The following is an 18,334-nucleotide window of genomic DNA, read 5'->3' as shown; positions in this document are numbered from 1 at the left end:
GATGCTGTTACAAATCGTAAAAAGAGATTTTCAACGAAACAAAATCATTACGATCATATTATTTATTTTTATTATGCTATCGGCGTTGCTTGTTGCCAGTGCTTCCCATGTCATTATGGAATTGTCTGGTTCATTAAACAACCTGTTAACGAAATCAAAGGCCCCGCATTTTGTTCAGATGCACGCCGGGCCCATAGACGACACCGCCATTGAGAAATTTGTATCGTCTAATCCTCTTGTGAAGGATCAGCAGACGGTAGAGATGCTCGGTATCGATGGCTCGAATGTTTTCTTGGGTAATAGTCAAAAGGCGGAAGAGAACAGTGTGATGGATATTGGCTTCGTAAAGCAGAATCAATCATTTGATTTTTTGCTGAATTTAGACAATCAGGTGATTCAAATTTCCAAAGGCGAAGTTGCTGTACCGATCTATTATATGCAGAAGAACAATCTGAACATTGGCGATCCAATCAGTATTTCCAATAGGCAATTTATTAGAACTTTCACAATAGTTGATTTTGTGCGTGATATTCAAATGAACCCGTCCATTGTCAGCTCCAAGCGGTTTGTCGTCAATGATGATGATTTTACAACTCTTAAGAACAATCTTGGTGAAATAGAATACCTGATCGAATTTCAGCTCACCGATATAAGTAAACTTACCGAATTCCATAATGACTATCAAACCTCAAACTTGCCGAATAAAGGGCCAGCGATTGACTACTCATTATTCAAGACCCTTAATGCCCTGACAGACGGAATGATTGCAGCTGTCATCATACTGGTAAGCATTCTGCTCATCATTATCGCCATCCTATGTCTAAGATTCACTATTATTGCAACGATAGAGGAGGATTACAGAGAAATTGGCGTCATGAAAGCGATCGGGATACCACAGCGAGATATCAAAAAAATCTATTTGGCAAAATACATCGTAATGGCTGCTATCGCATCGGGTTTCGGGTATTTGGCGTCTTTAGGTGTGATGCGGTTGTTTACAGAGAATATCAGTCTGTATTTGGGCGCTGCTCCGAAAAACTTGCTTCAACATATTGTTCCGATCCTGGCGGTTAGCCTGAACTTTGGAGTTGTTGTCTTTTGTTGCCGGTTCATTCTTAGAAGGTTCAAACGCATATCAGCGGTAGATGCTTTACGGTCAGGTTCAGTGGGAGAGGGGCGTACAAATACAAGCTGGTTAGTTCTGAGCAAGCGAAAATATATGAACGTTAATGCTTTTCTCGGCCTAAAGGATGTTTATGGGCGCTTTAAAATGTTTGGATTATTGCTCTTCGTGTATGTGATCTGTGTGTTCATCATCATCGTGCCGGTCAATCTGTTAAATACGCTTCAATCACCCGGTTTTATTTCTTATATGGGCGTAGGCCAAAGCGATATCAGAATTGATATGCAGCAATCAGACAATATCGATCAAAGATATAGACAAATGATTACAACGATTGAAAATGATCCGGACATTGAAAAATTCTCACCGCTGATCACCTCTCGGTTCAAGGTACTGGGCAGTGATGGGGTGTGGGAGAGTATAAATATTGAAACCGGAGATTTCTCCATCTTCCCATTAACGTATATAAACGGATCAGCCCCGGAAAGTGACAATGAGATAGTCCTCTCTGCCCTGAATGCCAAAGACCTGGATAAAAAGGTTGGCGACAATATTATTTTGCTAGTGGGTGGGAAGGAACAGAAAATGAAGGTCAGTGGGATCTATCAGGATATAACGAATGGAGGTCGAACAGCAAAAGCGCGACTGTCCTATGATCCGGAGAGTGTGCTGTGGTATGTCGTTGCTTTGGATGTGAACCCGGATATTACTGTCCGCGACAAAATGGATCAGTATGCAAAGGAATTTTATCCGGCAAAAGTTACTCATCTGGAAAGCTATTTATCTCAAACCTTAGGAAATACAATTGAGCAGCTAAGACTGGTCACCATCTTGGCTATTATGATTTCGATATCATTCGCGGTATTGATTACATCCTTGTTCTTGAAAATGCTGATGGCAAAGGATTCTCCGCAACTCGCTATTATGAGAAGTATTGGTTTCACTATAAAAGATGTTCGAATGCAATATTTAGTGAAGTCGTTGCTAATATCAGGTGTGGGTATTATCCTTGGAGCTTTGGCTGTCGGCACAATCGGACAAAGTCTGGTTCGAATCCTCGGTTCTTTTATGGGAGCATCCAAAATTCAGCTTGTGGCGAGCCCGGTGGTAGCTTATGTTATTCTCCCATTAGTATTAGTGCTGACTGTGGCGATCACAACTTTAGTAAGCACTGTATCTATGAAAAAATCCAGTATCACAGAACGGATTGTTGAATAAGGGGGGATAGAAGAATGCATATATTGGAAGCAAAGGGATTAAGTAAAGATTATTTGACAGGTCAAGGAAGCCGTCAATCCGTATTAAAAGATATCCACTTGCAGATATGGCAGGGTGAATTCGTTGCAGTGATGGGGCCTTCTGGCTCCGGCAAATCAACATTGCTCTATACAATCAGCGGCATGGACAGCATGACAGCGGGAAATGTCGTCTTTGACGGACAGGAAATCACCAGTCTTTCCGAGAATGAATTAGCGGCATTGCGACTGAAAAAGATGGGATTTATTTTTCAGCAGATGCATCTGTTAAAAAACCTGAATATTCGGGATAACATCATTCTGTCCGCTTATCGGGCGAAAAACAGCAGCCGCAGAACCATCAATAATAGAGCCGCTGAATTAATGAAGAGAACAGGAATTGCAACACTTGCTGACCGTGATATAACTCAGGTGTCGGGAGGCCAATTGCAAAGAACAGCGATCTGCAGGGCACTCATCAATGAGCCTGATATTCTTTTTGGCGATGAGCCGACAGGGGCGCTGAACTCCAAAGCTGCAGGTGAAATCATGGAGATATTAACAGACATCAATCGATCAGGAACAACGATTCTGCTCGTAACTCACGATACGAAAATCGCTGCCCAAGCAGAGCGCGTGCTTTATATGCTGGATGGCAGCATCGCTGCTGAGCAATGGCTTGGTAAATACAATAGAGAGAATGGGGATCTAAAGGGTCGAGAAGAAAAACTTTCTGCTTGGTTGTTTGGAATGGGGTACTAACGAAATTTCTATGACAATATTCAGCATTATTATGATTTTATAGGTGATAAGTTAAAATTTGTGTGTGTAATCACACTTGGAGGTTTGGAGCTCTGTTACGCTGAAATAACGATTGATTATCTTATATATGGAGGATAACGATATGTTTTGTTACCAGTGTGAACAGACTCCGAGTGGCGGATGTACCGTGGTTGGGGTGTGTGGCAAGAATGAAACCATAGCCAGTTTGCAGGATACGATGATCTTTGCATTAAAAGGTATTGCAGCCTATGCGACACATGCCAGACAGCTTGGATATAGCGATCCTGAGGTGGACCGTATCACCCACGAAGCCTTGTACATGACCTTGACCAATTCTAACTTTAATACGCAGGAGCATCTGGAGATGGCGATGAAGGTCGGAGATGCAGCGGTGCGGATTATGGACGTACTGGATCGCGCGCATACGGAACGCTTTGGTATTCCGCAGCCGATCACAGTCAGCCAGAATAAAATTGAAGGCCAGTGCATTGTGGTGACAGGACATAATTTGTATGCACTGGAGGAACTGCTGCGGCAGACAGAGGGGAAGGGTATCAACATCTACACTCACTCGGAAATGCTGCCTGCCCACGGTTATCCGGCATTGAAGAAGTATTGTCATCTGAAAGGTAACATCGGTAAAGCCTGGTACGATCAGCGCAGATTGTTCGAGCGTTTCCCCGGTGCGATTCTCGCTACTACGAACTGTGTAATGCCGATTAAAGGCACGTATGCAGATCGCTTTTTCTCTTATGAGGTTGCAGGGCTGGAAGGTGTCGCGAAGATCATAGATGATGATTTCTCGCCACTAATTGAGCGTGCTTTGTCGCTGCCAGCAGCAGATGTAAAATCAGAGCAGGTGCTCACGACCGGATACCATCATGAAACCGTGATCGGACTCGCTCCCGAAATCATTCAGGCCGTCAAAGACGGACATATCCGCCGCTTTTTCGTTATTGCAGGCTGTGACGCACCGGGAAAGGGTGGTAATTATTACCGCGAGTTAGCGACTTCATTGCCGAACGATACGGTCATTTTAACCACTTCTTGCGGAAAATTCCGCTTTAATGACGTAGACTACGGCACTGTTGGAGACACGGGCATTCCGCGTTATATTGACCTTGGACAATGTAATAATTCCGGTTCTACTGTGAAAATTGCCATGGCCTTAGCTGAAGCTTTTGACTGTACCGTGAACGAGCTGCCTGTCAGCATCGTGCTGTCCTGGTTCGAGCAAAAAGCGGTCGCCATCCTTCTGGGCTTGTTCAGCCTCGGCATTCAGGACATTCGCATCGGACCGAAGCCGCCTGAGTTCATCTCGTCCGGCGTGCTGGATGTGCTGGTAGAGCTTTTTGGATTGAAGCTGATTACCACCGCAGAAGAGGATATGAATGCGATGTTGGCGCTGTCGTAGGTACAGAAAAGGTAACATTCTACCCGAAATAACCCGCGGTTAATACTGCTAAAGACACTAACCCCACGTTAGTGTCTTTTTGTCTTGGCAAAACCCCAAGCTCCTTTGTTCATAAAAATACGGTAAAATACAGATTAAAAGCAATAAATGAAGCACTAAGAAGCGTTATTTTATTATTGTTCTTGAAAAAAACAAAAAAGCAGATTTAAAGGAACTAAGAGTAAAACTGAATTGCAGACCACTCAGTTTTGCTTCGGAAGAATCGTTGCATGAATATTTGGGATTGAGTAAAGGAGCAGTAACGCCATTTGGAGTATTAAATGATACAGACTGTAAAGTGGAAGTCGTTTTTGACAAAGAAGTTTTGACATTTAAGAGAATAGGGATACATCCAAACGATAATACTGCTACAGTGTGGATTAGTCCAGAAGATTTAATATCTTTCATTGGAAAACAAGGCAATTCGGTTCAATCTATTGAAATTTAAAATCTTGAAAGAAGACTAAGGGACTATAAAAGGATGAGTAATTGTGGAATGTGTAATTTTAATTGGGATTCAAGCATCCGGAAAATCAAGTTTTTATAAAGAAAAGTTCTTCAAGACTCATATGCGAATTAATCTTGATATGCTTAGGACTAGAAGCCGTGAGGCTATATATTTGACGGCTTCGATTGAGGCGAAGCAGCCATTTGTTGTTGACAATACGAATCCAACAATTGACGACAGGAAAAAGTATATTGATATTGCAAGAAAGAATAAGTTCAGGGTAGTTGGTTATTACTTCGAACCCGATTACGAATTGTCTCAAGCGAGAAATGAAAAGAGACAAGGGAAAGAAAAAATTCGTGAGGTTGGAATAAAAAGCACTTTAAACAAATTACAGATTCCGATGTACGCCGAAGGTTTTGACGAGCTTTATATAGTAAGATCAGCCGATGGTGAATTTGTGGTTGAGAAAATATTGTGAGGTTAGTGTCCGCCAAATCTTAAATAAACGCTTAAGTTGAAAAATACCGTCCTGTTTTCTTTTTATACTCCGAATACTCATCCCCAAATACTCTAGTTAGGAATTTTTCCTCCTCCAAAATCTGAAGATGAAGAACAACCACTGCAATGAAAGAAATGAATACTAGAATGACATTGGCAAAAGCCATAGCGATGCCTATATATAACAAATCAAAGCCCAAGAACGCTGGATTACGGCTATACCGATAGATCCCCGTAGTAACAATGCTTGTGTTCTGAGTTTCATCAACTCCTGCACGCCAACTGCTTTTCATGGTTCCCATTGCAATGATGAATACGATTGTCCCTGCCAAAGCGATGCCGATCCCTGCAAATCGAACAGCAGAATTAGAGTATACATAGGTATCCAATACGATGCTGATCAATTGTGCAGCAGCTAACAAATAAGTAATTGTCTTTAAAATAACTTCTATTAAAAACGTTCTCTTGTCCTTTTGCCCCTTACCCATTCGATCTGTGGATATGCCCTTCTTTTTTTGCATCAACATTTTCAAGAAATAGCTTCCATAAAAAAGACACCAAATGATCATTCCCGCTGCAATAAACATATTGTGTTCCTCCTCATTAATAATCTGCTCCAATAAAATATAGCAATGATTTCACATTTTTCAATAAAACATGTAACTTCAAACCAAAAATAAATGACATATTGACGTATGTGTCAACAGTGTATATATTGTATATATACGGTAGTTGATCGATCAACACAAGTGAGGTGATTCAACATGAAAATAATAATATCCAACGCATCGAGCGACCCAATTTACATACAGATCATGAACCAGATTAGGCAGAGTATCCTGAGCGGTGAATTGAATGCAGGAGACAGCCTGCCTTCCATTAGACAGCTTGCCAAGGATCTGCAAGTTAGTGTTATCACGACTAAGCGTGCCTATGAAGAGTTAGAGAAAGAGGAGCTAATCGACTCTGTTGTAGGTAAAGGTTGTTTCGTATCCGGAGCAAACAAAGATTTCATTCGGGAGCAGCGAATGAAACGACTAGAGGAGAAAATGTTAGAAATCATTCGAGAAAGCAAGGAATTAAGCATGAGTCAGCAAGATTTAATCGATCATCTGGCTTTATTATTCGAGGAGGAAGAGACACCATGAATGCGATTGAATTACGAAATTTAACCAAGGTTTACCCAGAATTTACAGTCGATCATGTATCTTTGGATGTGAAACAAGGCTACATAACCGGACTCATAGGTCCGAATGGCGTTGGTAAAAGCACCTTGATCAAGATGATGCTCGGCCTGATCCGTCCCGACTCCGGGAGTGTCAAAATACTAGGCTGCGATATGCCGAGACAAGAGATTGACATTAAGCAGCGCATCGGTATTGTATCGGATGATTGCTTCTATTATGAGCATCTTACGATTCGCGACACGGGAAAGATGATCGCACCTTTTTATAAGAAATGGAACGATAAGAAGTTTAAAAGCTATCTTGAACAATTCGAGTTGTCTCCCAAGAAGAAGGTTAAGGATTTATCTAAGGGGATGAAAGTCAAGTTATCCCTTGCTGTTGCGTTATCGCATGAGGCTGAGCTCCTAATCATGGATGAACCTACTTCTGGACTTGATCCAGTGTTTAGAAGGGAATTACTCGACCTGCTTGCGGATATGATGCAAGACGAGAGAAATTCGATTATTTTCTCGTCCCATATTACAACAGATTTAGATCGTATTGCTGACTACATTGCTTTAATCAATCGTGGAAAACTCATTTTCAATGAAACAAAAGATGAAGTGCTGGAGAGATACGCCATCGTAAAAGGTGACTCACAACTGCTCGATTCAGATATTCGAAACAAATTTATAGGGATTCGTGAGACTCCTGTTGGTTTTGAAGGTTTAGTAGACAAAAGGCAGGAGGTCGCACAGTTGTTTGGAAATTATGCCGTGTTCGAAAAACCCTCTTTAGAAGAAATCATATATTTCACCACCAAGGGAGGACGCATTCATGCTTAACTTACTTCGTAAAGACTTCATCGCTTTGAAGAGCTCACTTGGAATGCTTATCTTATGTCTGGCTCTATTCAGTATTTTTTTTATACCAAAACATGATATGTCTATTTTTACTGTGGGTATCATTGTAGCTCTCACCGCAGTTAATATGAGTACGATGATAGATGTCAGAAATCATAACCATAATTTCCTAATTACACTGCCGATTAGCCGAAAGCATATTGTTCTTGCTAAATACATAACAACCATTATTGGTTCGCTTTTTGGAGTCCTTGCTTCCTATGGGATTCACTTGCTCGTTGAACTAGCATTCCCACAGCTAAACAAACCAGACTTTTCGATCATGGGCCTGCTTGTTCCAATAGGAATGATATTTGTTCTACTTTCTATTTATTTGCCGCTTTTTTATACATTTAGTAAAAAAGGAACTGAAATTATCAATGTTGTGTTTTTGATAAGCGTGATTGTTCTGATGAATCCTGGAGCTATGTTGATGATGATGAGCGAGGAAAGCTCTATCAGTGGTCAAATTTTATTTCTTATTTCAATCGGGATTGTACTGTTGCTCATTGCTTCCTATTACTTAACTGTATATCTATTCACTAGAAAGGACTTATAGGAGGGCTATTCAAATGACAGACACACAAAAAAAACAAATAAAAAGTTGGATGATTACCCTTGGCGCTTTTCTCCTTATGCATATATACTTTATCGCCGCTGATGGCACATCATGGGTACCGAAGATGAATGATTCGGGCAACTTAATGAACAGGATTTTTCAATCGCTTTTACAAATGGAGATCTTTACGAAATGGATTACTCCTTATAGCTACCCATTTTTTAACTTGGTCACCGTGGTTAGCACCGTTGCTGTACTTATAGCAGCAGTATCATACATTTTTTCTAGGATCTTTTCCAAAAAATGAATAAGGAGGGTTCATCTATGAACCAAAATACAAGAAAATTCAATCATCGTTTTCAAAAAATCATATTAGCATCCGTCCTTGTTTTGAGCAGTTCTGCAGCTATGTTGGCTTCTGCCGATACGGCATTCGCTGAAACGACGAAGACAGAGAATACGCACTCTGCGAATTCGGCAGCGAATCAAGCTGCATCCGCTCGTACGTCTGATGAGACAATAAGCGACTGGAAGGCATGGGTGCGAGACCATGCTTACGGCATCAAATCTATAGAACCGGAGAAAACTGTCGATGGCGTTATTGCTTCAGATCGTTTTGCTGATTTGAACATGCTTAAGCCTTTACTTCATGACAAACGTTTTGTTTTCTTGGGGGAAAGCTCGCATGGCGCTGCCGAATACAACTTGGCAAAAACACGATTAATTCAATTTCTTCATCAGGAAATGGGGTACAATGTATTAGCTTTTGAGAGCGGTCTAAGCAATTCGGCAATTGCAAACGGTAAATTGAAGGAGCAATCAGCGGAACAGACGATGAAAGATTCGATTTTACACGTTTGGTGGACAAAGGAAACGCTGCCCCTGTTTGATTATATGAAAGAAACACAAAAGGCGAAACAGCCGCTAAAGCTGGCAGGTTTCGACATACAGACAGACCTCCCATTCATAAATGGAGATTGGCTGAAGGATAAGGAACTGACCAAACGCTTGGCTGAGACGGAGGAAGCGCTCTTCAAATGGCAGATGAGCAAGGATATTGAAGGTTACCGCAAGGCAAAGCCGAGTATTGTGAAAGTCTATGAACAGGTCAAGGCGCAGCTGAAAACGCACGAACAAGAGTTGACAAAGGCTTATCCGAATGAACCGCAAATAGTAAAGCTGTTGGATCGCGCCTTATCCAATCGTATTCGCTTAGCTGAAGAGTATGTGGAAATCACTATCCAAGCATTTGATGGGGCTGAGAAAGGCGACTTGACCATGTTCATGAAGTTGAGTGAATGGCGGGATCAAGCCATGGTTGATAACCTTATTTGGCTTGCGACGGAGGCTTATCCAACAGAGAAGTTTATCGTCTGGGGGCATAACGGTCATCTTCGCAAAGCAAATTCCGAAGTGATGGGGACAAGTTTCCCAATGAAGACTTTGGGTGAAATGTTGCCAGATCAGTACAAGCAAACTAGCTACGTAATTGGCTTGTATGCGACTGAAGGAGAGACGGCTGGCAATGACCGCATGCCAATAAAGGTTCTAACGCCGGAACCAGGGTCAGTGGAAGATATTTTATCGGCAGCGAACCAGCGGTTTACGTTCATGGACCTTCGTTACCGCCTGAACGAGCGAGGCAACTCGTGGATGTTCGAACCACGCTTTGCCTATGACTGGGGATTTAGACTAGAGAGCCTTGTACCGAGTGCACAGTATGATGGCATTCTATTAATTGACAAAGTACGTGTACCGCAATATATCAATCTAGAAAAATCGCAAAGCAAATGAAGAACTTGCGGACTCAGCATATTTTCTCAGGCCTCACATTTGTATGGCCAAAGTGATAAATAAAAAAGGAGAGCCAGTCAAATGATAGAGACACACAAAAAAGGTCGTCCTGTTCGAATAAAAGGTTGGATGTTGACTCTTGCCGGATTGCTTCTTATGCAATTATTCTTTATCGTCTGTGATATGTATTCGTGGTCACCATACAGAGAATTCAAACCCGGAACATTAATTGGTAAAATTGTTCATTCGACGCTTTTTACAGAATGGTTCACTCCATATAATACACCGGAATTTAATGTATTTACGGGATTTTTTGCGGTTACATTACTCCCATCTGCACTAATTGGTGCAATTAAAGACATCTTTTCTAAAAAATGAATCAACTAATACTATAAATGAAAGGACTGCGCTTATAAAGAGGCAGTCTTTTTTTGTATCACATAACTAGCATATATTATTGAAGATTCATGGGAAAAAAGCAGGAACATGACCGAGTACGAATTAAGAGGTGAGAGTGCCATTCACCTTAACCATAATGTAATGATCAATTGGATGGAGAAGATTCTATATTAAAAGAGGGGGGGCACATGATTACCCTTATTAACTCGGGTGTTATGAAAAAATAATATTTACATGTGCTGCCAGGTACTGGCATACTATATTCAATCGGATATTTCCGAGTGCTTTCCATTGCAAGAAATTTTGGGTACATAAGGAGGAACATATGATGATGAATCGTTTCAAATGGGGACTTGCCGCCATGCTGTCCTTGCTTCTGGTGGTGCTTGCAGGGTGCCAAGCCGTTGGTGGCGTGGATGTCAGCAAAGCGGCTCTGAGCACGCTGGATGTCAAATCATCGATATCTAAGCAGACATTGTCCCTGCAGCTAGTTCCGGCAGATGGCAAGCTGAGTGCAGAAGACAAGAAGTTAATCGATCTTTTCAATTCCTTATCCGTCACGATCGACCAAGCCATTATGCAGGACATGAATCATGTATCGTTGGAAGGGGCGGTTCAGATTCAAGGCAAGAAGCTTCCTTTCCATCTGGCAATGGACAAGAAGGCGCTGAATCTGTCCGTTGAAGGGATGACGCAGCCGATTTCCGTACCGCTTGATATGGAAGAATTGAATGCTGCTCTTGCAGTTCAGCAAATGAACAACGAAAGCTTGATTCAAATGTACAAAAACGTGCTGGGCTTCATGCTGAAGCATACGCCGAATCCGTCTAATATTTCGGTCACGCCTGTAACCGATAAAGTCAACGGAGAGTCGTTGTCTCTGCAAAAGCTGCATATCGAGATTCGCGGGGATGAACTGGCCGGCCTTGCCAAAGGTTTCCTGATAAGCTTATCCAAGGATGAGGAAGGTCTGAAGGAACTTATTAGTAGTTTGTACGACACTTATTATCCGCTCATTGCAGCCTATGCCGGAGTTCCGCAAGAAGATGCCGTTCAGCCAACCGCTGCAGAGAGAGAAAAGAATATCAATGCGACTGTGGAAGAACTGATGGTCGTGGTGAACGAGCTGCTGCCTGAGTTCGACAAAAACGTAAACGGGCTGTTTGAGGCAGCACCTGAGCTTCGCACCATTTTGGGCAAAGACACCGTGCTTTCGCTCAACTTCCTACTCGACAGCAAGCTGAATATCCGTAAGCAAAACATGGATCTGACCATACAGCTTCCAGCAAATGAAGAAATCCCTGTGAAGCAGGTTAAGGTACATTCCGAGTCGGAAACATGGAAAGTGAATGAGCCTGTGACGATCCATGCGGTGGACAGCTCCAAAGGCTTCTGGAATGTTGTTACTGGCGAAGGTACGCCAGGTGATGTGCTGCGTCATATGGACAGCAAGTCTGACCTGTACCAATTTGTGAAGGATGACATAGAAATTACCCGCAAATCAATTATTATGCATACCGGGGAAGACCCGACCGACCTGTATGGTGCAGGGTACAAGCCTGTGATCGTCAACAATACGCTGATGGTACCGCTAAAATATGTTGCGGATCAGCTTGATGCGAAGCTGTCCTGGGACAATGCCACTAAGAAAATCACCCTCACGGAAGACCTGACAGGCGCCAAAATCGTCCTGAAAATGGGTTCTAAGCACGCTTCGATCAACGGCGAAGCAGAAGTGCTTGCTGAGCCGGTGCAAAATTTTGAGGGCTATGCATATGTACCGATGCGTTTCATAACCAAAGCGCTTGGAGCGCAAGGGGAATGGGATGCGAAAGAGAAGATTTTAACGATGAAGAGAGACTAAAGGATCAAACATCCAAGAACGATTTCCCATGAGCAATAGATCATATCTGTTTAGTTCATCTAATGTGGTAATGGGAAGTCAGAAACGAAGTTTGAGCTATCCATGCTTAAGAGAGCAAAATGTTCCGAAAGAATCGAAGACGGTTGAAAAACCGTCTTTTTTTGCATGATTAAGCACTTTTATTATGGCAGTCAGCCGAATCCGAGTTTGCATCAGAAGAGGTACCTATGGAATCCAATATTGAATCGATTCGGCTTATGTAATAAGCTGGGATTGAGCTTTACGGTTGATAACCGACCAGAAATATGAAGTTGAACGAGATTTTTCGTTACTAGTCTAGTCAGCCTTTGGAGGGATACGCGGTGGAGTTTCAAAGCGAACGTTTGATATTTAGGGAATATAAAGAAGAAGATTTCCAATTGTTTTATTCTATTTTTTCGAATGAACAAATCATGAAATACGCCTATATGGATAAGGTCGGCAAAGAGGAGGAACTGCTGCCCTATTTTAATCGAATTCTCCAGAATAACCATACATCTGAGGGTCGCCCTTCTTATGAATTTGGTGTTTTTTTATCTTCTAGCGAGCAATTTATCGGTTTTGCTGATGTGGAAATGGTGAAACGGAATCGGGATGGCGGTAATGGGGAGATCGGTTATTTTTTGCTGCCGGACTTTTGGGGGCAGGGGTATGCGACGGAAATCGTAAATAAATTGCTTAAGATTTGTTTTGAGGAAATGAATTTACATAGGGTTTTCGCAAGATGCAATGCAAACAACCTGAACTCGGAGAAAGTCATGATCAAAGCCGGCATGGCAAAAGAGGGCCGTTTCCGGAAGGTAAGATACAAAAATGGTAGCTGGGATGACGAGCTTCAGTACAGCATTCTGATTGAAGAGTATAAACCTCTGTAAGGAAGAGGGCATGAAATACGATTGTACACCGGAAGATTCGCTTGAATGCATATGCTTCATCATACAAACATTTAATACTATATTTTTGGAGATAATACGTATTAAACATCATGGAACAACTATAACTATTTTGTACTCATGGAAAGAGAGCTGATATTGTGATGAATAACCTTACGAAGATGAACATATTAAAGCCAGCGAAAGAAGTATTCGAAGCCTTCGTAGATCCTACGAAAATTAGGAATTTCTGGTTTTCGCACAGTTCTGATAGGTGGGAGCATGGAAAGACGGTTACATTGAGATATGATGAATACGATGCTCAATTGGATATAAAGGTATTGGAAGTGGATATTAATAAGAAAATCGTATTCAAGTGGGGGGCAAATGGGGAAGGTCATATTGTTACGATAACACTTAAAGAATTGGAAAAATCGAGTACAATGATTGAAGTTAACGAAGAAGGTTTTAATGAAAATGATGATGATCTCATCAGTCAATTGATCGATAATAAAGAAGGCTGGGTTTATATGTTGACCTGTTTAAAGGCTTATTTGGAGTTTGGTGTTAATAAGTTGAGAGTAGGATTAGTTAAATAATCCTAGAGCCTGTTGGCTCTTTTTTAATTAGTTTAGGGTCTGTATTATTGATTACAATAATATAGTGTTTGTTGCATAGGAGGAGGAGAAATGTTCACTTATCAAACTTTCAAGATGCAATTGAAAAACAACTACTTCATAATCAAAATAAGAGTCTTTTTTATGAGTTGCCCACTGGTCGATTAGTATTAAACCCTTCCAAAGAGACTACGGATTTATTTAAACAAAGGGCCAAAGACATCGCAAATTTTATACAATTTTCATATTTAGATGGTACATATCAGCAACTGATAAAGTATATTTGTGACAAAACAGTAAAACTATTTATGGAAGTTAATCAGTATTTAGATTTTTCCCGTAAAGATTATCGTAAGCTTCAAAAAATTTATAGAGGTTTATTTGACCAGGTTTGTCTTGTAGGTAATAAAGAAGAAAATTCTGAAAGAGAAATTTCTTCTTTGTTTACTTCACATTATAAAAATTTGCAGATTTTCTTATTAGAATCAAATGGTACTAAAATATTTAAAAAGTATAGAGAAAATCCTGATTTATTCGAGATAAAATGCGCAGAATATAGTCCTGAATTTCAAATGAAATTATTAAATATCAATTTAGAAACAATTAAACAGCCGATTTTAGATGTAGGTTGCGGACCACAAGCCAGCTTAGTTCATTTTTTTAGAGAGAATGGAATTGAAGCATTTGGAGTGGATAGGAATGTAAATATAATGAATTACTTATATAAGACGAATTGGACAGAGTGTACTTTTACATCAAACACTTGGGGAACTGTAATTTCCCACATGGCTTTTTCAAATCATTTTACTCATCATCATTTAAAGACTGATGGGGAGTTCGAAATCTACGCTACGAAATACATGGAAATATTACATTCATTAAAGATCGGTGGAAGCTTTATTTATACACCGAGTCTTTCTTTTATAGAAGAATTGTTAATATTATCGAACAAATCATTTGTCGTAGAAACTAGAGAACATTCTACCGAAGTAAAACGAATAAAATAAATTTAACCTAACTTACATTTACTGCTGCTGCGTTCGATTTGCACATTTTGATTTTTATTAAGATCAATAAGAAAGCAAGCAGTGCAAACAAAATTCCACTCCAAATAAGTTGATGTATCCCCAAGTGAGAAATAGACCAGCCACCGATAGATGCCCCTACAGTAATTCCAAGATTGGAAAATGAGACAAACAAGCTGTTGCCGAATTCGGGAGCTTCTTTCGTCTCGGTTGTTAACCATGCTTGACTGATAATAAGTCCGCCGGAATGCACTGCTCCCCAAATGAATACGATAACTACCATCGGAATGAGATATGATCCCAGATAATAAGCGAATAAGTAAATTACCGCATATAACAGAGGAAACATGATGACGGTCTTTGTCATGTTTTTATGCAAAAGGCTTCCAAATAAAAAATTCCCAAAAATCATGATTATACCAAAGACCATCAACATGATGCTAATCCATGAGCCGTTCATATGTGTTACTTGTCCAAGATATTCTGCAAAGTAGCTGTATACAGAAAACATAGCTGCAAAGATAAAAATAACTGTTACGATATTTAACCATAATTGAGGTTTGCGTAATATACCAAGCTGCTTGCCATAAGACATTTTTTCCTTAACAGGCATCGAAGGAAGCCAAACTAGGATACCTACAAAGGCAATTATACTTACAACAGCTCCAAACAGGAAAGCGACTTCTAACGAAATTTTGTCCGCGAGATAAGAAGTTAAAGGCACGCCAAAAGCAAACCCGACCGTTATTCCGGCGAAAACCTTTGTGACCGCTTTACTGCTCTTTTCCGGAGGAACAAGTGTGGCTGCGGTCACAAGAGCAACTGAAAAAAAGACGGGATGAAAAATTGCAGGGATAATACGGAAAATCAGCATCACATCGAACATGGTAGTATAGGCATAAACAATATTTGAAATTGCAAAAATAAGCACAGCGGTTAATAGAATGACTTTACGATTAATACCGGAAACGAGTAATGTCAGGAATGGACCTGAAATGGCAACCACTAAAGAAAATATACTTACGAGCCATCCGGCTTGTGAAGTTGTTATATTAAATTTTTGAGTGACCTGGGGGAGAACACCTATTATCCCCATCTCTGTTGTGATAATGCCGAATACGCCTAAAGCTAGAATAATGATGAGCAAAGAGTTAACCTTTTTCATTGTAAATGCAAGCCTCCATTAATACTTAAATATATAGAAATGTAGATATGTGATACGAAAAAAAAGACCTCCCTTCCGTTTATAGTTTCTTTTGGATGTACTCGGAAAATTCCTGTATTGTCTTTTCGTTCCGACGATAGTACGTCCACTTCCCAATTCGCTCAGATTCCAACAAACCAGCTTTTTGCATAGTTAACAAATAACTCGAAATAACAGACTGTGCAAGTCCCGCTTTAGCCTGAATATCTCCTACGCATACACCAATTCGGAAATTGAGGCCTTGTTGTAAATAAGGCTTTTCATCAAAGAATTCCTCTGGATTCTTTAACCATTGCATAATTTGACTACGAGTCTCGTTAGACAAAGCTTTATAAATCAATAAAGGTTCCATACAAATTATTATATCTACTTTTATAGATTTGTAAATATAAAATGTGCTGCGCTGTTGAATCTATTTATAGCGTCATCTTCTTAACGGCGAACGATTTGGAAGTGGATGTTGTAACGGGGTTTGAACTGGGTGCCGATGACTATATCACCAAACCTTTCAGCTTAATGATTCTACGTGCACGAGTATCTGCGATACTTCGCCAAAGTTAATTCATGCGTTAGTGAAAACTTCTCGCTTGGAAGCGGGGATCATCTCGGTCACACCGAAAAAAGAGTCTATTGCAGATCTGCTCGTTTCGGTATGTGAAGAAGTGAAACAACAGGTAGAAGCGAAAGAAATTCAGATTCAACTCAGCTGTGTTAGGCCAAGAGTTCTTAAAAAGAACTCTTGGCCTAATTTTTAACAAAGTAACAATTGTAAATTTCCCTGTATGGAAGGCATATACTAATTTAATAATATTCCTAGTATTTTCTTTCATTAGGAGTGTATTTCTGTAATTATAGTGACAGCTTCTTTAGCGATTATTAATTTATCACAATTCAGAATATTGTATACATTAAGAGAGTCAACTACGGCGGTTTCTACACCAGGTATGTTATTGGCACTTTTAAAAACAAAATTATCTATCGAAGGTGTAACAATTAATGCCTTTTTATCTACACTAAGAGCTTTAAGCATCGCTACTATAGACTTTGTCCTGTAATTTTCTAACTTGATTTCGTCAACGACAATGAATTCTTTGTTCTGTACTTTGCTAGATAATGCAGATTTCATAGCAAGCCGCTTAACCTTTTTATTAAGTTTATAGCTGTAGTCGCGAGGTTTAGGAGCAAAGACAACTCCTCCGCCACGCCAATGTGGCATACGAATCGAACCGGCTCTAGATTTATCGATTTTATTCTGCTTATACGGTTTTCTGCCACCACCTCTAACTTCACCACGTGTTAATGCAGATTGTGTTCCACTGCGTTTATTTGCCAGATAATTCACAACTGCATCATGCATAACAGATTCATTGGGAATAATACCGAAAACGGACTCATCAAGTTCCATATCACCAACACTATTACCTTCCATATTAAAAATAGTGACATTCAACATTATTCTTTCCTCCATTTTCAAAACTTTCACGATATTATAAAAATATCATCGATTTCGGAGCGTATTACATTTTTTAATTGGGACCCTATATTTAAAGTAAAACTTCATTGTATAAGAGAAATTGTTGAATTAAATCGTGTATTATATCTACAATAACATCCATTATTTAAACCTCCGTTTACCTGCTACATTTAGAAGAACTCATAGTTATAAGGGTAACTGATAGAAATCACTTTAACTATATACAAAATGGTTCTGTATTATTTGGTATAACCATAAAAACAAAACAGGGCGCTAATCTATTGCTCGTTATTTTTGTGCTGCTTGCTGCCAATGCAAAAAACACCTTCAAATTTGTCTCCCTGATTCTACGATAGAGACATTTTTTGAAGGTGTTTGATTTTGATTAATGCTGCGGGGGCAGCCCCGTAAAGTTATCGAGACTGCGTTTTTATTTGTAATAAATTATTTTTCTTATTGCATAAACAGAAAGGCAATAAGATTCTGCAAGTTCTTGAATCGAAGTACCAGAAGTATAGGCTTTTATTATTTCACTATTTCGCTTATCAATCTCTTCCCGAAAGCCGGATAATTCTCCCCAATTTTTATGATGATCTTTTATTGCGGGAATGTAGATGTATTCACCTTGTACAAAATCTTGCAATTTTTCAACCAATTCTTTTGGGAGAATTTCATTAGCGTTGTTATATCTCATGTAGACTCACTCCTTGAATAGATATTAATTATATCTCAAGTAGCAAAGCCAGCATGATTGGTGATGATGTTATTCCATGCAAATATCACCAAATATCTGTCTTTGCATGGAATTGAACATGGGTTACTGTAAAGTTCTTATGAGACATATTCATTCTCCTATTTGGTCTGAATTTTTATATT

Annotated in this window: 20 protein-coding genes and 1 pseudogene; 16 read left to right on the top strand and 5 right to left on the bottom strand. The window is 40.0% G+C overall.

Annotated elements, in window-relative coordinates; translation table 11 throughout:
- Position 1: 1 nt before the first annotated feature.
- The 5 genes from AC2TF5_RS16645 to AC2TF5_RS16625 all read left to right on the top strand — a co-directional run bounded on the left by AC2TF5_RS16645 (position 2) and on the right by AC2TF5_RS16625 (position 5,523).
- Positions 2-2,341 (top strand): ABC transporter permease, encoded by a 2,340-nt coding sequence (locus tag AC2TF5_RS16645; RefSeq protein WP_491298211.1) that lies wholly within the window; start codon positions 2-4, stop codon positions 2,339-2,341.
- Positions 2,342-2,355: 14 nt separating this feature from the next.
- Entirely contained in the window at positions 2,356-3,120 is a 765-nt protein-coding gene (locus AC2TF5_RS16640) for an ABC transporter ATP-binding protein (protein WP_491298209.1), read from the top strand.
- 142 nt (positions 3,121-3,262) lie between these two features.
- Positions 3,263-4,555 (top strand): hydroxylamine reductase, encoded by a 1,293-nt coding sequence (gene hcp / locus AC2TF5_RS16635; protein ID WP_491298207.1) that lies wholly within the window; start codon positions 3,263-3,265, stop codon positions 4,553-4,555.
- A 172-nt stretch (positions 4,556-4,727) separates the two neighbouring features.
- On the top strand, positions 4,728-5,042 hold the full coding sequence (locus AC2TF5_RS16630; protein ID WP_491302919.1) for a YbaK/EbsC family protein: 315 nt from the start codon (positions 4,728-4,730) through the stop codon (positions 5,040-5,042).
- A gap of 43 nt (positions 5,043-5,085) precedes the next feature.
- The gene (locus AC2TF5_RS16625; RefSeq protein ID WP_491298206.1) at positions 5,086-5,523 is read left to right on the top strand and encodes an AAA family ATPase; all 438 of its coding nucleotides are present in this window, start codon (positions 5,086-5,088) and stop codon (positions 5,521-5,523) included.
- Between the two features lie 31 nt (positions 5,524-5,554).
- Here AC2TF5_RS16625 and AC2TF5_RS16620 read toward each other — a convergent pair whose 3' ends face one another.
- Positions 5,555-6,130, bottom strand: coding sequence for a methyltransferase family protein (locus tag AC2TF5_RS16620; RefSeq protein ID WP_491298205.1), 576 nt, complete (start codon positions 6,128-6,130; stop codon positions 5,555-5,557).
- Between the two features lie 177 nt (positions 6,131-6,307).
- On the opposite strand from AC2TF5_RS16620, the gene AC2TF5_RS16615 reads away from it, so the two are divergent.
- The 10 genes from AC2TF5_RS16615 to AC2TF5_RS16570 all read left to right on the top strand — a co-directional run bounded on the left by AC2TF5_RS16615 (position 6,308) and on the right by AC2TF5_RS16570 (position 14,762).
- Positions 6,308-6,691, top strand: coding sequence for a GntR family transcriptional regulator (locus tag AC2TF5_RS16615; protein ID WP_491298204.1), 384 nt, complete (start codon positions 6,308-6,310; stop codon positions 6,689-6,691).
- Positions 6,688-7,554: an ABC transporter ATP-binding protein gene (locus AC2TF5_RS16610; RefSeq protein ID WP_491298203.1), complete on the top strand. Its 867-nt coding sequence runs from the start codon at positions 6,688-6,690 to the stop codon at positions 7,552-7,554. Before AC2TF5_RS16615 ends, AC2TF5_RS16610 begins: the two co-directional genes overlap by 4 nt.
- Positions 7,547-8,170 carry an ABC-2 transporter permease gene (locus tag AC2TF5_RS16605; protein WP_491298202.1) on the top strand — a complete coding sequence of 208 codons (624 nt, stop codon included), beginning with the start codon at positions 7,547-7,549 and terminating at the stop codon, positions 8,168-8,170. The genes AC2TF5_RS16610 and AC2TF5_RS16605 overlap by 8 nt, the downstream gene beginning before the upstream one ends.
- A 13-nt stretch (positions 8,171-8,183) precedes the next feature.
- Positions 8,184-8,477 carry a YfzA family protein gene (locus AC2TF5_RS16600; protein ID WP_491298200.1) on the top strand — a complete coding sequence of 98 codons (294 nt, stop codon included), beginning with the start codon at positions 8,184-8,186 and terminating at the stop codon, positions 8,475-8,477.
- 17 nt (positions 8,478-8,494) lie between these two features.
- Positions 8,495-9,964, top strand: coding sequence for an erythromycin esterase family protein (locus AC2TF5_RS16595; RefSeq protein ID WP_491298199.1), 1,470 nt, complete (start codon positions 8,495-8,497; stop codon positions 9,962-9,964).
- An 81-nt stretch (positions 9,965-10,045) separates the two neighbouring features.
- Positions 10,046-10,342, top strand: a complete 297-nt coding sequence (locus tag AC2TF5_RS16590) for a YfzA family protein (protein ID WP_491298198.1) — start codon at positions 10,046-10,048, stop codon at positions 10,340-10,342.
- Positions 10,343-10,688: 346 nt separating this feature from the next.
- Complete coding sequence (locus AC2TF5_RS16585; RefSeq protein ID WP_491298197.1) at positions 10,689-12,227, top strand: copper amine oxidase N-terminal domain-containing protein; 1,539 nt, start codon at positions 10,689-10,691, stop codon at positions 12,225-12,227.
- A 362-nt stretch (positions 12,228-12,589) separates the two neighbouring features.
- Positions 12,590-13,141, top strand: coding sequence for a GNAT family N-acetyltransferase (locus AC2TF5_RS16580; RefSeq protein ID WP_491298196.1), 552 nt, complete (start codon positions 12,590-12,592; stop codon positions 13,139-13,141).
- 161 nt (positions 13,142-13,302) lie between these two features.
- Positions 13,303-13,737 (top strand): SRPBCC family protein, encoded by a 435-nt coding sequence (locus AC2TF5_RS16575; RefSeq protein WP_491302918.1) that lies wholly within the window; start codon positions 13,303-13,305, stop codon positions 13,735-13,737.
- Between the two features lie 167 nt (positions 13,738-13,904).
- Entirely contained in the window at positions 13,905-14,762 is an 858-nt protein-coding gene (locus tag AC2TF5_RS16570) for a class I SAM-dependent methyltransferase (protein WP_491298195.1), read from the top strand.
- 7 nt (positions 14,763-14,769) lie between these two features.
- On the opposite strand, the gene AC2TF5_RS16565 is transcribed toward AC2TF5_RS16570, so the two are convergent.
- Together AC2TF5_RS16565 and AC2TF5_RS16560 are read right to left on the bottom strand one after the other, a co-directional pair.
- A complete protein-coding gene (locus tag AC2TF5_RS16565) occupies positions 14,770-15,945 on the bottom strand; it encodes an MFS transporter (protein ID WP_491298194.1) in 1,176 nt (391 codons plus the stop codon).
- A 79-nt stretch (positions 15,946-16,024) separates the two neighbouring features.
- On the bottom strand, positions 16,025-16,336 hold the full coding sequence (locus AC2TF5_RS16560; protein WP_208914365.1) for an ArsR/SmtB family transcription factor: 312 nt from the start codon (positions 16,334-16,336) through the stop codon (positions 16,025-16,027).
- Positions 16,337-16,407: 71 nt separating this feature from the next.
- Here AC2TF5_RS16560 and AC2TF5_RS16555 point away from each other — a divergent pair.
- Positions 16,408-16,542: pseudogene (locus AC2TF5_RS16555) on the top strand (response regulator transcription factor); the annotation flags it as partial.
- 271 nt (positions 16,543-16,813) lie between these two features.
- Here the strand turns inward: AC2TF5_RS16555 and rplD are convergent.
- Complete coding sequence (gene rplD / locus AC2TF5_RS16550; protein ID WP_491298193.1) at positions 16,814-17,437, bottom strand: 50S ribosomal protein L4; 624 nt, start codon at positions 17,435-17,437, stop codon at positions 16,814-16,816.
- Between the two features lie 451 nt (positions 17,438-17,888).
- Positions 17,889-18,152, bottom strand: coding sequence for a CD3324 family protein (locus tag AC2TF5_RS16545; protein WP_491298192.1), 264 nt, complete (start codon positions 18,150-18,152; stop codon positions 17,889-17,891).
- Positions 18,153-18,334 lie beyond the last annotated feature (182 nt).

Source organism: Paenibacillus sp. JNUCC 34, assembly GCF_058269055.1.
The sequence above is the reverse complement of the archived record's forward strand: the minus strand, read 5'-3'. Positions and strand labels throughout refer to the sequence as shown.